Below are 16,266 nucleotides of genomic sequence, written 5' to 3'. Positions count from 1 at the left end.
GTTTTCGGGATGGCCATGCTATAGAAAATATGATGAGGTCTCGGCAAGCCCACCCGTTGAGGAGTCGTCGATGATTTTTCCAAAATGCAAAATGAGAGCAATCTTGCTGGCGAGTGCAGCGGCGGCATCGTTGCTGTATGGAGCGGGCATTTCGCAAGCAGCGTACAAGCAGATCCGCGATACTGCTGTGATGTGTGATTTTGCGCAGAATTGTACTTTGACTCTTAGTCCTGTTGCCAGCGAAGGTGCTCCGGGGTTTGGCATTTATCGCTCTCGTGCCGTTGGCGCAAAGCCGGAGCTTCAGCTTTTTTATATTGACCCCGCGAAACTATCGGGAAGCATCGACATTTCGATTGATGGTAAACCAGCGCTAAGCGTCGCAGTGTCGGCGTTGAAACTGGAGGATAGCCAGCTCACCTATACGGATGCAGCCGCAGTTACTAAACTGATGGACACGATGCGCAATGGGCAGAAACTGCAACTCAAATTTGCGGGCAAAACCTCCAATTATTCGTTGTCGGGATTTGTCGGCGGCCTGATTTACATGGATGAGCAGCAATCGCGTGCAGGAACGGTCGATGCATTGCAGGCGAAGGGCACCAAGCCTGCACCATCTGCGCCAGAGGTGACACTGATCACCGCCATTGATCAGTTGCCGCAAGCAATCCGCACAGATTTTAGCGACGAGAATGGGGTTTGTGGCTTATCAGATGGTGATTCGTTCAGGACGGGCGGTGGTTTTGAGGCAAAAATCGCCGATGGTCTCAAGCTGATCGCGATGCCATGCGGTTCTCCGGGAGCCTATAATCAGTCTTATGTCTTCTATAGTCAGAATGATGACCAGATTGTTCCAATTTCATTGCCAACCATTTCCGATGATGGTCCGACGACAACGGATCAGGCATGGAATATCGACTGGTCACAGGCAAACAAGACCTTAACTGCCTTTTTCAAAGGCCGTGGCATTGGTGATTGCGGCACTTATGATGTCTGGAAAGCCATTGATGATGTGAACGGGAAAGTGCGTCTTGTGTTGGTCGAAGAGCGATCTAAAGGCGATTGCGATGGCAATTACGATGGTGGACCTGAAAAATGGCCTGCAACCTGGCCCGTTCCAGCAAAATAGCAGCTATCGTTGAGCATAATTAACAGGCTAAAATTTTTGTTCGTGAAATGGCCATTGAAAATGCTATAGTTCTTGGAATGTTATTTTAACGGTTCTGGAGCCTGCGCTTCAGGGACCGTTTTCTTTTTGTGTATCGGCGGGTGATCTACCCCCGGTTGGGTATCCTGTTTCAGTTGTGGTGCAGGATCAGGCGGGCAATTAAAATGCCGTCGCGCTTGTCCTGAACGGAAGTGCGGCGGGCGATGGAAAGGACTGGACTGGGTATGGAAAAGTTCCCTATGACCCCTCGCGGTTTCGAGAACCTTAAAGAAGAACTTCGCACGCGTCAGCAAAATGAACGCCCGCGGATTATTGAGGCAATTGCCGAAGCGCGTGCGCATGGCGATCTTTCTGAAAACGCTGAATATCATGCCGCTAAAGAAGCGCAGAGCCTGAATGAAGGCCGTATTAACGAGCTGGAAGAGTTGGTTGGTCGCGCAGAAGTTATTGATGTCACCAAGCTTTCTGGTGACAAGATCAAGTTCGGTGCAACAGTCACATTGATTGATGAAGATACCGAAGAAGAAAAAGTCTATCAGATCGTTGGCGATCAGGAAGCTGACGTGAAGGAAGGCCGCATATCCATCTCGTCGCCGATTGCGCGTGCGCTGATTGGCAAGGGTGAAGGCGATACCATCGAGGTCAATGCACCGGGCGGTTCGCGTTCATACGAGATTCTTGGGCTTAAATACGTTTGAGACTAAACGTGTCAGTTCCCGTTGAAGAGGTTGAGGTTGTAGCGCCCAATTTCAAGCGCCGCCTTTCCGGTGTGACCTCAACCATCGTGCAGCTTATCCCTTTGCAACGTGCAAAGGGATTGGGCATTGCTACAATGGGGCCGGGATTGCCCGACAGCCTGCCGCATCTTGGCGGTACAGCTATCTTCTCATTCTGGCGAAAACCTTTAAAGCGACGTTTTCGCATCTGGCATGCGCGTCGCAATATTGAAATGCTGGCCGGTGTTTTTATGCGCGATGTGCTGCGCATGAAGCTGCGACTGGTCTTTACCTCCGCTGCCCAGCGTCATCACAAGCCTTTCACCAAATGGCTGATCCGCCGCATGAATGCGGTGATCGCTACCAGTGGTCGTTCGGGAAGCTTTCTTGAAGTGCCACATCAGGTCATCATGCATGGCGTTGATCTGGAGCGGTTTCATCCGCCTGTTGGCGAAGAAGATCAGTTCAGCGCATCAGGCCTGCCCGGACAATATGCGATTGGCTGTTTTGGCCGCGTGCGCCATTCTAAGGGTACCGATCTGTTTGTTGATGCGATGATTGCGCTTCTGCCGAAATATCCACAATGGACGGCAATTATTACAGGCCGCACGACTTCTGAACATCAGGCATTCGAGGATGATCTGAAAGTGCGCATTGCTGCTGCGGGATTACAGGATCGTATACGTATTCTTGGTGAAGTGCCGGATGTGCGCATCTGGTATCGGCGGTTGACGCTTTATGTTGCGCCATCGCGCAATGAAGGTTTTGGCCTCACACCGCTTGAAGCCATGGCTTCAAAAACCGCCGTGGTTGCAAGTGATGCCGGTGCTTATGCTGAAATGATCGTCGATGGTACGGGCAGTTTCGTTGCGGCAGGCGATGGTGATGCGCTGCGCGATGCAGTCGAGCCTTATCTTGCCGATCCTGCCATGGCTGAACGTCATGGCGAAAACGCACTGGCACATGTGCGCAATACATTCCCGCTCGAAAAAGAGGCTGAAGCAATCAGCGCAGTTTACGAGCGGGTTTTTTGTAGCAAGTAGTTCGATTCTTTGTTTTTGCGCATGTCTTTATCCCAAAACCGGATCCCACTTTGGGGAAACATGCTTAGAGAATCATCAGTGGTTCGTCCTTAACCGGACGAATTGTCAGTGCTGTGCGCACCGAATCCACATTGGGCGTGGCGGTCAGTTCTTCGATGACGAAGGTCTGGAATGTGTTCAGATCGCGTGCAACGCAATGCAGCAGAAAGTCGGATTCGCCCGACACCATCCATGCGCGGCGTACCAGCGGCCATTGCTTGGTCTTTTCGGCAAAGGCCTTGAGATCAGCATCGGCCTGTCGATGCAGACCTACCGAACAAAATGCCACCAGATCCTGGCCCAGTGTGTTGCCGTTGAGGATTGCGCGATAACCGCGAATGACGCCACTTTCCTCCAGCTTGCGCACACGACGCAGGCAGGGAGGAGCAGAGATGCCGACGCGTTCGGCGAGCTCGACATTTGTAATGCGCCCGTTGTTCTGGAGCTCCCGAAGGATTTTCCAATCGATGTCGTCCAGGTCGGCCTTGATCGGCATATAAAACTCCGCGCGCAATGAAATTTCATTCAGGCGTAATAATAAAACATTCAGCGCCACTGTAGCGCAATCTAATCCTGCTCATACCAAAAGAAATGACACGATGTAAACTGCCTATAGAGGTGTTAGCGCATCCAGAAAGTGCGTGTGAACAGGATAAATACGGTCACAAGCTCAAGACGACCGACCAGCATCAGAAATGAGAGTACCCAAAGTGCAGGGTCGTCGATTGTCGAGAAATTGCCGACCGGGCCGATTGTATCGCCAAATCCCGGGCCAACATTGGATAGCGCCGTCAATGCACCCGTGAAAGCCGAGACGAAATCAAGCCCAAGTGAAGCCAGCAAAACTGCACCGATCACCAGCGATGCAATGTAGAGAAACAGATAGAGCAAAACATTCTGCGCGATCTCGCCCGATACTTCCGAAGAGCCGTAGCGGATTTTGATAACCGCGTGCGGCATGACAAGGCGTGCGAGATTGGCTTGTGTCAGGCTCCACAGAATGATGAGGCGGTTCATCTTGATGCCGCCCGATGTCGAGCCCGCGCAGCCGCCCAAGAAGGATGCGAGGAAGAAAATGCCGATGGCTGGCGGGCCCCACAGGGAGTAGTCCTCTATGGTAAAGCCTGTGGTCGTAATCACCGATACGAAGTGGAATGAGGCTGAAATCAGCGCATCGCCGAAGGGTATATGCGTGTTTGCCTGCAAAACGATGGCGAGAATGAAGCTGAACCCGATGACGATGGTGAAGAAGAGCTTCACCTGCGGGTCTTTCAGCAATTCGGTGCGGCGCGGCATGAATGCCTTAATGTAAAGCACGAAGGGCAGGGCTGACAGCATCATGAAGACCGTCGAAACCACCAAGAGCATCTGATTGCCTTCGTAATAACCGAATGAATTGTCATGAGTCGAGAAGCCAGCGGTCGCGACGGTTGCAAGGCCATGATTGACGGCATCGAATATGCTCATGCCAACTGCAAAGTAAGCAATCATACAGGCGGCGGTGAGACTTAAATAGGCGAGGATGATGCCAAGCGCGATCTGGTTCATACGCGGCAAAATCTTTTCCGATTTGTCTGAGTTTTCCATATGAAAAAGCGCCAAACCGCCTGCGCGCAGCGAAGGCAGCATCAAAAGCGCCAAGCCGATGAAGCCGACACCACCGATCCAGCACAAAAGCGAGCGCCAGAGCAAAATGCCGCGCTGCATATCGTCAAGTCCGGTAAGCGCCGTAGCCCCCGTGGAGGTTACGCCCGACATGGCTTCAAAGAATGCCGTCGCATAGCTGATTGGCAGATGTGAAAAATAGAGCGGGATCGAACCCAAGAAACTTGCGGTTAGCCACAGACAGGCGGTGAGCAGAAAACCCAAGCGCGGCGTGAATCGTGTATTCTGGTTTTGTGTTGCAAGCAGGATAAGCGCGGACAGCGCGCCGGTGGCGGCAGCGGAGCGCACAAAAATCAGCCAGTCGTCGCTGCCATCACGCAGATCGATAGCCGCAGGGAGCAGCATGGCTACAGCCATTACGAGGCCGAAACGCGCACAGATATTGGCGACAGTCTTGTAAATGGCGGTCGGCTCCAGCGAATTTTGAAAGCAGCAGTCTATTATGTTTGTTTAACGCGGGAATTTGCCAGCCGCAATGTGGGTATCGTGTATCGCTGTGCTTAACGACGACAAGCTGTGGGCGACCGATGGCAAACGTGGCTCAAACCTTGCAAAGGCAGGTTCGCGGACCTAACTTGGCCATAATATCAGGGCATTGGCAAAACTGAGCGCGAAAGCGATTCTACCAAGCGATATGTCCGCGTTAAATCGATTTTTGGACCGGAGAACTATCCCATGTCACAGCGTCATGCGCCCGTCATCATTATCGGCTCAGGTCCGGCAGGTTACACGGCGGCGATTTATGCAGCGCGTGCGATGCTCAAGCCGATCATTATTACTGGTCTGCAGCAAGGTGGTCAGTTGATGATCACCACTGACGTGGAAAATTATCCGGGCTATGCCGAGCCTGTGCAGGGCCCGTGGATGATGGATCAGATGGCAACACAGGCGCAGAATGTCGGCACGGAAATCGTGTATGACATCATTACTGAAGTTGAAACGACAACGCGTCCGTTCCGCCTGATTGCCGATTCGGGTACTATTTACACCTGTGATGCGCTGATTATCGCAACCGGTGCGCAAGCCAAGTGGCTTGGCCTTGAGAGCGAACAGACCTTTATGGGTGGCGGCGTTTCGGCCTGTGCCACGTGCGACGGCTTCTTCTATCGCGGCAAGGATGTTGTTGTGGTCGGTGGCGGCAATACGGCAGTCGAAGAAGCGCTCTATCTTTCGCATATCGCAAAAAGTGTAACCATCGTGCATCGCCGTGAAGGGTTCCGCGCTGAAAAGATTATGCAGGATCGTCTGCTTTCGCGTGAAAACGTCAAAGTGGTCTGGAACAGCGTGATCGATGAAATCCTTGGCACGCAGGCAAAGCCGCCCATGGGCGCGACTGTAACCGGTGTTCGTCTCAAGAATATCGCAACGGGCGAATTGAGTGAGCTTGAAACCCATGGCGTATTTGTTGCCATTGGCCATGCGCCTGCTGTTTCCTTGTTCGAGGGCAAGCTTAAGCAGAAGCCAAACGGCTATCTTTGGACGGCGCCCGATTCGACCGCGACCGACGTGCCGGGTATTTACGCTGCTGGCGACGTCACCGACGATATTTACCGGCAGGCAGTGACCGCCGCCGGTATGGGCTGCATGGCAGCGCTTGAATCCGAGCGCTGGTTGGCTGCACAGGAACCGCTGCACGAAGCTGCGGAGTAAAGATAGGGGGAGAACGTGGTCGCACCGCTTGATTGGGACAAACTGCGTATTTTTCATGCTGCTGCGGAAGCAGGGTCATTCACCCATGCCGCACAGACATTGCATCTGTCGCAATCAGCTATTTCGCGGCAAGTCAGCGCGTTGGAGCAGGATGTCGGTGTTCCGCTTTTTCACCGGCATGCGCGTGGCCTCATCCTGACGGAGCAGGGCGAAACGCTCTATCGCACCGCGCATGATGTGTTGATGAAGCTTGAAAATGTCCGCTCGAAACTTGCCGAGAGCAAGGAAAAGCCGACCGGACGCCTGCGTGTGACAACGACCGTTGGTCTTGGTTCCGGCTGGCTGATCGAGCGGATTCAGGAGTTTGTCGAGCTTTATCCCGATGTGCAGCTTCAGCTTATTCTTGATAATGAAGAGCTCGATCTCACCATGCGTCATGCAGATTGTGCGATCCGCCTGCGCCAGCCGCAGCAGCCTGATCTGATACAGCGCCGTCTTTTTACCGTGCATATGCATGTCTATGCGTCGGCAGGGTATGTATCGAAATATGGCAAGTTGAATTCGATCGATGAGATCGACCAGCATCGCGTTGTGACTTTCGGTGAGCCAGCACCAAGCTATCTCACCGGGCTGAACTGGCTGGAGATTGCCGGGCGTACCGATGGAAGCACGCGTATTCCGGTCTTGCAGGTCAATAATCTGCTATCCATTCGCCGTGCAGTTCAGCGTGGGGCGGGTATTGCGGTTCTTCCTGATTATATGGCTGACAAAGAATCCGGTCTGGTGCAGCTTCTGCCGGAGCTTGAGGAAATCCCGTCTTTCGATACATTCTTCTGCTACCCGGAAGCGCTGAAGAATTCAGCCAAGCTCCATGCTTTCCGCGACTTCCTATTTTCGAAAGCCCGTAACTGGACGTTCTGATTATCGACTTTTAAGCCAAATAAAGCTGCGCCGGGTGATACTCGCGCGGCCTTTTTTTGGAACCTAGCCAAGTGATTTGCTATTTTTGCAGGCAGGGCAGGTAACAAAATGCCTTATGTTTGGGCTGGTCGTGCAACAGTGATGTGTAATACTTTGTGAGTGGTTAATCGGTAAGTCAATGAAATCGCGAAGTTTTTTCTTTAAAAATAGCCATGCGTAAAATGCATAGCTGTATTGTGCGAAAGTTGGATTGCCAAAACAATAAGCACAGGGCATATAAAGATCATCTCAGTGCTGCGTTTCCTCCTCCCATTTTACGCAGGCTGAGTGTTCCCCTCTGGAGGTTTGCCTCAATGGCACCTTCAAAACTCAAAGCCAGACATTTGTCTGGCTTTTTTTTTGGCTTCGCGCCGGACCGAGGATTTCCGAAAAGCACATACGAAAAAGGGGCCTTTCGGCCCCTTCGTCTTTTTATTTTCGAAATGTTTAGCGCAGGCTTGAGCAGAAGCGCTGAATGCGTGAGCAGGCTTCCTCAAGCAACTCATCAGATGTTGCATAGGAAATGCGGAAGTTTGGTCCAAGACCAAAGGCCGAGCCGTGAACGACAGCAACGCCTTCTGCTTCCAGCAGTTCGGTTACGAAATCTTCGTCGGTTTCGATAACCTTTCCAGCTTCCGTCTTCTTGCCGATCAGACCAGCGCATGACGGATAGACGTAAAATGCGCCTTCCGGTGTTGGGCAATGAATACCAGTCGCCTGATTGAGCATGGAGACAACCAGATCGCGACGCGCCTGGAAGATTTCCTTGTTCTTCGGGATGAAGTCCTGTGTGCCGTTTAGCGCTTCGACAGCGGCCCATTGAGCGATGGAGCAGGCACCGGAGGTCTGCTGACCCTGCACCATGTCCATAGCCTTGATAAGCTGCAGCGGGCCTGCTGCGTAACCAATGCGCCAGCCGGTCATTGCATAGGCTTTAGATACGCCGTTCATAGTGAGCGTGCGGTCGTAAAGCGAAGGCTCAACCTGCGCAGGCGTCGTGAAGACGAAATCGCCATAGACGAGATGCTCATACATGTCGTCGGTCAGAATCCAAACGTGCGGATGACGTACGAGTACGTCGGTCAGCGCCTTGAGTTCTGCTTCCGTATAAGCGGAGCCGGTTGGGTTGGATGGCGAGTTGAAGATCAGCCACTTGGTCTTAGGCGTAATTGCCTTTTCGAGATCGGCTGCTGTCAGCTTGAAATTGTCTTCGATCTTCGTGTTGACGAAAACCGGGGTGCCGCCGTTGATTGCGACCATTTCAGGGTAGCTCACCCAGTATGGCGCAGGCACGATGACTTCATCGCCTGGGTTCAGCGTGGCCATGAAGGCGTTAAAGAGGATCTGCTTGCCGCCGGTGCCGACGATGACCTGTTCAGGCTTGTAGTCGAGGCCGTTTTCACGCTTGAACTTGGCAACGATGGCCTGACGCAGTTCAGGAATACCTGCAACCGGAGTGTACTTGGTTTCGCCGCGATTGATTGCGTCGATAGCGGCCTGCTTGATATTGTCCGGCGTGTCGAAATCGGGTTCGCCCGCTCCGAGACCAATCACGTCCTTGCCCTTGGCTTTCAGTTCACGTGCTTTCTGGCTGACCGCGATGGTCGCAGATGGCTTTACACGAGAAAGGGCGTCGGCGAGAAATGCCATGATAGATCTCCATAGATGGCAGGATCAGATAACCGGCACCGGGCATGGTCCGGTCTTGCGGGCTTTCTATGTCGCATCGGCGCACGAATCGCAACAAAAGCTTTGCAGTTTCGCAAGAAATTCCGGTTTGTCGCGCGATTGTGTTGCTGAAAAGTTCTGAACCATCATGGATGCACACATATTGCTTCAACGAAACTGATTGGACAGCGCGTGAAGTGGCGGACATGTTATATCGATACAGGAGAGATAAATGCTCACGATCTATTCACAGCCAGATTCTGGAAATTGCTATAAGCCACGGCTTTTGCTTGCCAAACTCGGCAAGCCTTTCAAGCATGTCAGTGTTTCATCGCTTGATGGCTCGACGCGCACGCCTGAATATCTGGCCAAGAACCCCAATGGTAAGGTTCCGCTGCTTGAGCTTGATGATGGGCGCTTCATATCCGAATCAAATGCGATTTTGCTCTATCTCGCTGAGAATACGCCGTATCTGCTGAAAGATGCGTATGAGCGGGCGCTTGTTTATCAATGGCTGTTCTTTGAGCAATATAGTCACGAGCCGTATGTGGCGGTGCGCCGTGCCTTGATGGTTTATCCTGAGCGTGCGGGTGATGCGACGCCTGAACGTCTTGCATCGACACTGGTAGGTGGAGACAAGGCGTTGGGTGTTATGGAGGTGCAGCTTGAAAAGACGTCGTTTTTGGCAGGTGATGGTCTAAGCATCGCGGATATTGCGCTTTATGCCTATACGCATGAAGCGCACCGCGGCGGCTTTGATATGGATCGCTATCCAGAGATCAAAGCATGGCTTACACGGGTGGAAGCCGATAAGGGTCATGTGCCGATGGATTGGCTGCCCTGATTTATAACAAACAAAAAGGCGGGGCATGACCCCGCCTTTTTGTTTATTTTAACGCATGCTTTAGTCTCAAAATCGATTACCACTTTTGGGAGACATGCTGTTGCCTATCCGGCAAAATTTATGCTGCGACGAGGTTGTCGGCAGACGAGCGACCCGAACGACGGTCTTCTACGACTTCGTAGGAAACCTTCTGGCCTTCATCGAGCGTGGCCAGGCCAGCGCGCTGAACAGCGGAAATGTGAACGAAAATGTCCGTGCCGCCCTGATCAGGCTGAATGAAGCCGAAGCCCTTGGTCGTGTTAAACCACTTAACTGTTCCCGTAGCCATGGGAAATTCCTTTGTAACATTAGTAGTCGTTAGTCCGTATGCTTCGCACACGTCCCTGTGGATCGAATTTATGGACAGGAGATCGTTAGGAAGCACGGCAGGCCGGGCGGTCACAAAGTCACTTGACCGAAAAATCGATGACGAAACTATATGCGACAAATTTGACCAGCACAAGACAGGCTTTGCTATCTGTAAACGCCTATTTTTGAAATGCTTTTTCTCATCATCAATCACGGCGCATTGTTGTTTATGCTCAAGCCCGCTGGAACTGCGATTGCGGCAATGCATTATTTTATTTGATGCGCTGACATGACAGGTTCACACTTCACGCAAAAGTTCCAAAATATTGCTATAGGCTGCCAATAGAACTGGTTAAGACCAAACAGACACGTCTGCTATTGCAGACAAGATTTTTGCCAACAAAATTGCATATCTGCCAGGTTTGGTAAGGAAAGACGCGTTGCCCCAGTCAAAGCAGGATGAGCCGCAAGAAGTCGACCGCACGCGTCAAAAGGGTAAGCCTCCTGAAAAGCAGGACGGCAGCGATCTTTTCTCGCAAGCTGGCATGATGATGAGTGCGTTTTGGGTGTCGCCCGTGCGTAATCAGCTTATTGCGCTTGGAACCGGAATTTTTGTTCTCATTGTTCTCATCGCTGTTGGACAGGTCGCGATCAATCGCTGGAATGTGCCTTTCTATAATGCGTTGTCTGATCGCAATCTGAGTGCCTTCTTCCATCAGTTGCTGATTTTCTTCGCGATTGCAGGCACGGTTCTCATTCTCAACGTATCGCAAACGTGGCTGAACCAGATGTTCAAGCTGAAATTGCGGGATGGGCTGGCACGTGATCTCGTGGGGCAATGGTTGCAGCCGGGACGGGCATTCCGTCTTGCAAAGGCAGGCGAAATTGGCATCAACCCGGATCAGCGCTTACAGGAAGATGCGCGGCATCTTGCCGAAACAACCAGCGATCTCGGTATCAACCTGCTGCAATCAACCGTCATTCTGGTGAGTTTTGTTGGCGTTTTGTGGTCGCTTTCGAGTGGCTTTGTTTTCCATGTGTGGGGTTATAATTTCTCCATACCCGGTTACATGGTTTGGGCGGCGGTGTTTTATGCGGGATCTGCATCACTACTTTCGTGGTTTGTGGGTCGCAGCCTCGTCAATCACAATGCTAATCGCTATGCGCGTGAGGCTGATTTCCGCTTTTCTCTGATGCGCGTCAACGAGCATATCGATGCAGTAACGCTGGCGCGTGGTGAAGCCGATGAGCGTCGCAGGCTGGATCGTGATCTTGATGCGGTGCTGCTCGCTATCAAACGCATCGTGATTGCCACCACTAATCTCACTTGGGTGACGGCAGGCTATGGCTGGTTTACCATCGTTGCGCCGATCCTTGTCGCGGCTCCCGTTTATTTCTCAGGTGGGCTGACCTTCGGTGGCCTGATGATGGCCGTTGGCGCTTTTACGCAGGTGCATAATTCACTACGCTGGTTTGTCGATAATTTCGGCGCCATTGCAGATTGGCGGGCAACGCTGCTGCGTGTCGCAAGTTTTCGGCAAGCGATTTTGCGTATGGATGAAATTGGTCATCTTGATCGTCAGATTGCTGTTGAAACCAATCCTCAAGAGCAATTGACGATCGATAATCTGTCGATTGCAGCGCCGGAAGGTTGTCTCAATCTGGTGGAGACGAGGGTTGTCATCAATCCCGGTGAGCGTCTGCTTGTAACGGGGGCCACAGAATCGGAGCGCAGCATGCTCTTTCGAGCGCTCGGTGGCCTATGGCCTTGGGGCAGTGGGCGGATTGGATTGCCTGCGGGCGACCGCGTGGTGTTCATTCCCCATGCGCCTTACATCCCGCCGGGTAATCTGCATGATGCGGTAGTTTATCCTTTGAGTTCGGCTGATTTTTCAAAAAATCAGATTGCAGAGGTGTTGAAGCTTGCAGGACTTGAACGGCTTGTGTCGCAGATAGACCGTGTTTTGCGTTGGGATCGGACGCTGACGGCTGATGAGCAGCAGAGCCTTGCTTTGGCGCGGCTGGTGCTACAAAATCCAAGCTGGATAGTGATTGATGGTACGCTGGACGGCATGGATGAAGATGCGCGAAAGCGTGCCTATGATCTTCTGGAAGGGCCACTGAAAGCCGCATCCGTTATCCATATTGGCAAAGGATTAGGTCATAACGGTTTGTTTCCGACCAAGCTTCATCTTGAGATGGATTTACAGGCTACGCCACTGCGTTTGCCGCATCAATCTTGAGCAGGTGTTTGAAAATGAAAAGGCCGCAGATTTTCATCTGCAGCCTTTTTCAATCGCTGATTTAACGCTTATGCGCGGAAGTAATCCTGAAGCGGACGGACTTCCATCGAGCCCGCTTTAAGAGCCGCAATGGCTTCGGCGGCAGCTTCTGCACCGGCCATTGTGGTGTAGTAGGGCAGCTTCTGCATCAGCGTTGCACGGCGAATCGATTTGCTATCCGAGACAGCGCTCGCACTGTCGGTCGTGTTGAAGACCAGATGAATCTGACGATTGCGGATCGCGTCTTCAACATGCGGACGACCTTCGATAACCTTGTTGATCTTGGTTGATTCAATACCATTATCTTCAAGAAACTTCTGGGTTCCGCCCGTTGCCATAACCTTGAAGCCAATGCTTGCCAGTTTGCGCACCGGACCAAGTACACGTTCCTTGTCTTCGTCACGAACTGACACGAAAACCGTGCCTTCGCGTGGAAGTTCAACACCTGCACCAAGCTGTGCCTTGGCGAAAGCCAGTGCATAATCATAGTCGAGCCCCATGACTTCTCCGGTCGAACGCATTTCAGGTCCGAGCAATGTGTCAACGCCGGGGAAACGGGCGAATGGGAACACAGCCTCCTTAACCGCGATGTGCGGGCGGGCATTTGGCTGTGGCCTGCCGCCATAGGCGTTGATCGCATCTTCAAGGCTTTCACCTGCCATGATGCGGGCCGCAACCTTGGCAATTGGCGTGCCAACGGTTTTTGCGACGAATGGAACGGTACGCGATGCGCGTGGGTTCACTTCAAGGATAAAGATTTCATCGTTCTTGATGGCAAACTGCACGTTCATCAGGCCGCCGACATTGAGTGCCTTGGCAAGCAATGCAGTCTGGCGTTCCAGTTCAGCGACGATCTCTTTTGACAGTGTGTGAACTGGTAGCGAACAGGCACTGTCACCCGAGTGGATGCCAGCTTCTTCGATATGCTCCATGATCCCGGAAACATAGCTGTCCTTGCCATCGCAAAGGCAATCCACATCCACTTCGATAGCCTGTGTCAGATAGGTATCAAACAGAAGCGGGTTCTTGCCCAAAAGCGTGTTGATCTGGCCGGTCTTGTCGTTCGGATACTTGGCCTTGATGTCTTCCGGCACCAGTTCAGGAACGGTGTCGAGGAGATAAGTCTGCAAGCCGCGTTCATCGTGAATAATCTGCATGGCACGGCCACCCAGAACATAGGATGGACGCACAACCAGCGGGAAGCCGAGGTCGGCAACAATCAGGCGGGCCTGTTCAACCGAATAGGCGATGCCATTCTTTGGCTGGTTGAGGCCGAGCTTGATGAGAAGCTTCTGGAAGCGGTCACGGTCTTCTGCAAGGTCGATTGCATCCGGCGACGTGCCGAGGATTGGAATACCGGCCTTTTCAAGTGCTGTTGCAAGCTTGAGCGGGGTCTGGCCACCGAACTGGACGATCACGCCATGAAGTGTGCCTTTTTCTTGCTCAACGCGCAGGATTTCCAGCACGTCTTCGGCAGTCAGAGGCTCGAAGTAGAGACGATCCGAGGTGTCGTAATCGGTCGATACGGTTTCCGGGTTACAGTTGATCATGATGGCTTCATAATCGGCATCATTAAGCGCGAAGGCCGCATGGCAACAGCAATAATCGAACTCGATGCCCTGACCAATACGGTTTGGACCACCGCCGAGAATGACGACCTTCTTGCGATCCGAAACTTCTGCTTCTGAGCGCAGCTGACCGACAAAAGGCGTTTCATAGGTCGAATACATGTAAGCGGTCGGTGAAGCGAATTCCGCAGCACAGGTGTCGATGCGCTTAAAGACCGGATGCACATCAAGCTCATTGCGCAGTTTTGCGATGTCTTCGGCATCTTTGCCAATCAGGCTTGCAAGGCGAGCGTCGGAGAAGCCCATCGACTTGAGCTTGCGCAGATTTTCTGTGTCCTTTGGCAGGCCATGTTCGCGAATACGCGCTTCAGTGTTGATGATCTCTTCTATCTGCTCCAAAAACCACGGATCGATCTTTGAGACGTCATGGATTTGTTCAGTGGTGAGGCCGAGGCGCATAGCCTGAGCGACCATGCGAAGACGATCTGGCGTTGGCGTGCCGATGGCGGCGCGGATCGCGTTCTTTTCGTCGCCTTCCTCAATATTAGGAATAGTGATTTCGTCGAAACCGGTGAGGCCGGTTTCAAGTCCACGCAGCGCCTTCTGCAAGCTTTCCTGGAAAGTACGGCCAATGGCCATCACTTCACCCACCGACTTCATGGCGGTGGTCAGGATCGGCGAGGAGCCGGGGAATTTTTCAAAGGCAAAACGTGGGATTTTGGTGACGACATAGTCGATCGAAGGTTCGAACGATGCAGGCGTGGCACCGCCGGTGATGTCGTTGTCGAGTTCGTCCAGCGTGTAGCCGACGGCAAGCTTGGCCGCGACCTTGGCAATAGGGAAGCCGGTTGCTTTGGAAGCAAGTGCCGAAGAACGAGATACACGCGGGTTCATTTCGATGACGATCATGCGGCCATTGGCCGGGTTGATCGCGAACTGAACGTTTGAGCCACCGGTTTCAACGCCGATCTCGCGCAGCACCGCAATTGAGGCGTTACGCATGATCTGGTATTCTTTGTCAGTCAGTGTCAGAGCAGGGGCTACTGTAATAGAGTCACCTGTATGCACGCCCATTGGATCAAGGTTTTCGATCGAGCAGATGATGATGCAATTGTCCGCTTTGTCGCGGACGACTTCCATTTCATATTCTTTCCAGCCGAGAACCGATTCTTCAATCAGCACTTCGGTGGTTGGCGATGCATCCAAACCACGTTCGATGATCTCGAAAAATTCCTGACGGTTATAGGCAATGCCGCCGCCGGTGCCGCCGAGCGTGAAGCTTGGGCGGATGATGGCTGGTAGGCCAACGAAATCCATCGCCTGTGCTGCTTTGGCCAGCGCATGGCTCATGTAGCGCTGCTTGCGTTCGACTTCGCCCAGCTGCCATTCGGTTTCGAGCTTGTCGAGCGCCTTATCGAGGTCGTCGCCCGTGTGTTGCGACTTTACTTCGTTGCGCTTGGCTTCGTGACGCTTACGGTCTTCATCTTTGATTTCAGTGGCATTGGCCAACATGGAATTGGGCGTATCAAGACCAATCTTGTCCATGGCTTCGCGGAAAAGGGCGCGGTCTTCTGCCTTGTCGATGGCTTCCGCGTGGGCGCCGATCATCTCAACATTGTAGCGCTCAAGAACGCCCATGCGGCGGAGCGATAATGCGGTATTGAGTGCGGTCTGACCGCCCATAGTCGGCAGCAGCGCGTCCGGGCGTTCCTTGGCGATGATTTTTGCAACAACTTCAGGGGTTATTGGCTCAATATAGGTCGCATCTGCCAGATCCGGATCAGTCATGATCGTTGCCGGATTGGAGTTGACGAGGATGATGCGATAGCCTTCCTCTTTCAGCGCCTTACAAGCCTGCGTGCCGGAGTAATCGAACTCGCAAGCCTGACCGATAACAATTGGGCCCGCGCCGATGATCAGAATCGATTTAATATCTGTACGTTTCGGCATGGGAGCGTCATCCTTGTTCTTAGTGTTAACGCATGTCTTTGTCTCAAAACCGGTTCCCACTTTTGAGAGACATGCTTTTAGCCTGCCAGAAAATCCCGCTCGGTTTACCGGCGGGTTGGCAGAGGTATATTCTGTGGGCTAAGTGGGCCTTATAGGCAATGATGAGCGAAAGCGGAACCCCACAAATGCCCTTATTTCAAAGAAAATGCGGGCATTTGCGAAATTTCTCGTAAGAGGTGCGGCCTGTCGTTTTGTGTTACGGTAGGTTGTTGGTTTGTGATCGGCTTTGCCATTTACTTTTTATGTTGCTGTGACAACAGTTTGTGCGACAATTACTGGCAATAGATTGATGCCGTTTTAGTGACTGA

12 protein-coding genes and 1 pseudogene are annotated in these 16,266 nt (G+C 52.5%); 7 read left to right on the top strand and 6 right to left on the bottom strand.

The annotated features are described in order from the left end of the window. The first annotated feature begins 70 nt into the window (after positions 1–70). The 3 genes from CEV31_RS01925 (at position 71) to CEV31_RS01915 (ending at position 2,924) form a co-directional block, all read left to right on the top strand. Positions 71–1,126, top strand: a complete 1,056-nt coding sequence (locus tag CEV31_RS01925; RefSeq protein ID WP_210190865.1) for a DUF1176 domain-containing protein — start codon at positions 71–73, stop codon at positions 1,124–1,126. A 263-nt stretch (positions 1,127–1,389) separates the two neighbouring features. Beyond that, positions 1,390–1,863, top strand: a complete 474-nt coding sequence (gene greA / locus CEV31_RS01920) for a transcription elongation factor GreA (protein ID WP_094505292.1) — start codon at positions 1,390–1,392, stop codon at positions 1,861–1,863. 8 nt (positions 1,864–1,871) lie between these two features. After that, complete coding sequence (locus CEV31_RS01915) at positions 1,872–2,924, top strand: glycosyltransferase family 4 protein (RefSeq protein WP_169717297.1); 1,053 nt, start codon at positions 1,872–1,874, stop codon at positions 2,922–2,924. Positions 2,925–2,988: 64 nt separating this feature from the next. Here CEV31_RS01915 and CEV31_RS01910 read toward each other — a convergent pair whose 3' ends face one another. Both CEV31_RS01910 and CEV31_RS01905 read right to left on the bottom strand, forming a co-directional pair. Continuing rightward, the gene (locus CEV31_RS01910) at positions 2,989–3,459 is read right to left on the bottom strand and encodes an Lrp/AsnC family transcriptional regulator (protein ID WP_094505291.1); all 471 of its coding nucleotides are present in this window, start codon (positions 3,457–3,459) and stop codon (positions 2,989–2,991) included. A gap of 125 nt (positions 3,460–3,584) precedes the next feature. After that, positions 3,585–4,985: a TrkH family potassium uptake protein gene (locus CEV31_RS01905; protein ID WP_094505211.1), complete on the bottom strand. Its 1,401-nt coding sequence runs from the start codon at positions 4,983–4,985 to the stop codon at positions 3,585–3,587. 318 nt (positions 4,986–5,303) lie between these two features. Here CEV31_RS01905 and trxB point away from each other — a divergent pair, with 318 nt between their 5' ends. After that, positions 5,304–6,278, top strand: a complete 975-nt coding sequence (trxB, locus tag CEV31_RS01900; RefSeq protein WP_094505210.1) for a thioredoxin-disulfide reductase — start codon at positions 5,304–5,306, stop codon at positions 6,276–6,278. A 15-nt stretch (positions 6,279–6,293) separates the two neighbouring features. Beyond that, positions 6,294–7,199, top strand: coding sequence for a LysR family transcriptional regulator (locus tag CEV31_RS01895; RefSeq protein ID WP_094505209.1), 906 nt, complete (start codon positions 6,294–6,296; stop codon positions 7,197–7,199). Positions 7,200–7,482: 283 nt separating this feature from the next. Here CEV31_RS01895 and CEV31_RS21265 read toward each other — a convergent pair. Together CEV31_RS21265 and CEV31_RS01885 are read right to left on the bottom strand one after the other, a co-directional pair. After that, positions 7,483–7,666 (bottom strand): annotated as a pseudogene (locus CEV31_RS21265) (hypothetical protein); the annotation flags it as partial. 19 nt (positions 7,667–7,685) lie between these two features. Next, on the bottom strand, positions 7,686–8,888 hold the full coding sequence (locus CEV31_RS01885) for a pyridoxal phosphate-dependent aminotransferase (RefSeq protein WP_094505208.1): 1,203 nt from the start codon (positions 8,886–8,888) through the stop codon (positions 7,686–7,688). 250 nt (positions 8,889–9,138) lie between these two features. Between CEV31_RS01885 and CEV31_RS01880 the strand changes: the two genes are divergently transcribed. After that, the gene (locus CEV31_RS01880; RefSeq protein WP_094505207.1) at positions 9,139–9,750 is read left to right on the top strand and encodes a glutathione S-transferase family protein; all 612 of its coding nucleotides are present in this window, start codon (positions 9,139–9,141) and stop codon (positions 9,748–9,750) included. A gap of 118 nt (positions 9,751–9,868) precedes the next feature. On the opposite strand, the gene CEV31_RS01875 is transcribed toward CEV31_RS01880, so the two are convergent. Continuing rightward, positions 9,869–10,078 carry a cold-shock protein gene (locus CEV31_RS01875; RefSeq protein ID WP_094505206.1) on the bottom strand — a complete coding sequence of 70 codons (210 nt, stop codon included), beginning with the start codon at positions 10,076–10,078 and terminating at the stop codon, positions 9,869–9,871. 460 nt (positions 10,079–10,538) lie between these two features. Between CEV31_RS01875 and CEV31_RS01870 the strand changes: the two genes are divergently transcribed. Then, complete coding sequence (locus CEV31_RS01870; RefSeq protein WP_328587681.1) at positions 10,539–12,341, top strand: ABC transporter ATP-binding protein/permease; 1,803 nt, start codon at positions 10,539–10,541, stop codon at positions 12,339–12,341. Between the two features lie 68 nt (positions 12,342–12,409). Here CEV31_RS01870 and carB read toward each other — a convergent pair whose 3' ends face one another. Continuing rightward, on the bottom strand, positions 12,410–15,898 hold the full coding sequence (gene carB, locus CEV31_RS01865) for a carbamoyl-phosphate synthase large subunit (RefSeq protein ID WP_094505290.1): 3,489 nt from the start codon (positions 15,896–15,898) through the stop codon (positions 12,410–12,412). Between the last annotated feature and the right edge of the window lie 368 nt (positions 15,899–16,266).

Origin of the sequence: Brucella thiophenivorans (genome assembly GCF_002252445.1) — a bacterium.
In the GTDB taxonomy this organism is placed as follows: domain Bacteria; phylum Pseudomonadota; class Alphaproteobacteria; order Rhizobiales; family Rhizobiaceae; genus Brucella; species Brucella thiophenivorans.
This window is presented reverse-complemented; position numbering and strand designations above follow the sequence as displayed.

Excerpts from the sequence above, each read along its gene's own strand:
- carB (WP_094505290.1), bottom strand. The coding sequence starts at position 15,898 with ATGCCGAAACGTACAGATATTAAATCGATTCTGATCATCGGCGCGGGC.
- CEV31_RS01910 (WP_094505291.1), bottom strand. The coding sequence starts at position 3,459 with ATGCCGATCAAGGCCGACCTGGACGACATCGATTGGAAAATCCTTCGG.
- CEV31_RS01905 (WP_094505211.1), bottom strand. The coding sequence starts at position 4,985 with ATGGCTGTAGCCATGCTGCTCCCTGCGGCTATCGATCTGCGTGATGGC.
- trxB (WP_094505210.1), top strand. The coding sequence starts at position 5,304 with ATGTCACAGCGTCATGCGCCCGTCATCATTATCGGCTCAGGTCCGGCA.
- CEV31_RS01885 (WP_094505208.1), bottom strand. The coding sequence starts at position 8,888 with ATGGCATTTCTCGCCGACGCCCTTTCTCGTGTAAAGCCATCTGCGACC.
- greA (WP_094505292.1), top strand. The coding sequence starts at position 1,390 with ATGGAAAAGTTCCCTATGACCCCTCGCGGTTTCGAGAACCTTAAAGAA.
- CEV31_RS01875 (WP_094505206.1), bottom strand. The coding sequence starts at position 10,078 with ATGGCTACGGGAACAGTTAAGTGGTTTAACACGACCAAGGGCTTCGGC.
- CEV31_RS01880 (WP_094505207.1), top strand. The coding sequence starts at position 9,139 with ATGCTCACGATCTATTCACAGCCAGATTCTGGAAATTGCTATAAGCCA.
- CEV31_RS01925 (WP_210190865.1), top strand. The coding sequence starts at position 71 with ATGATTTTTCCAAAATGCAAAATGAGAGCAATCTTGCTGGCGAGTGCA.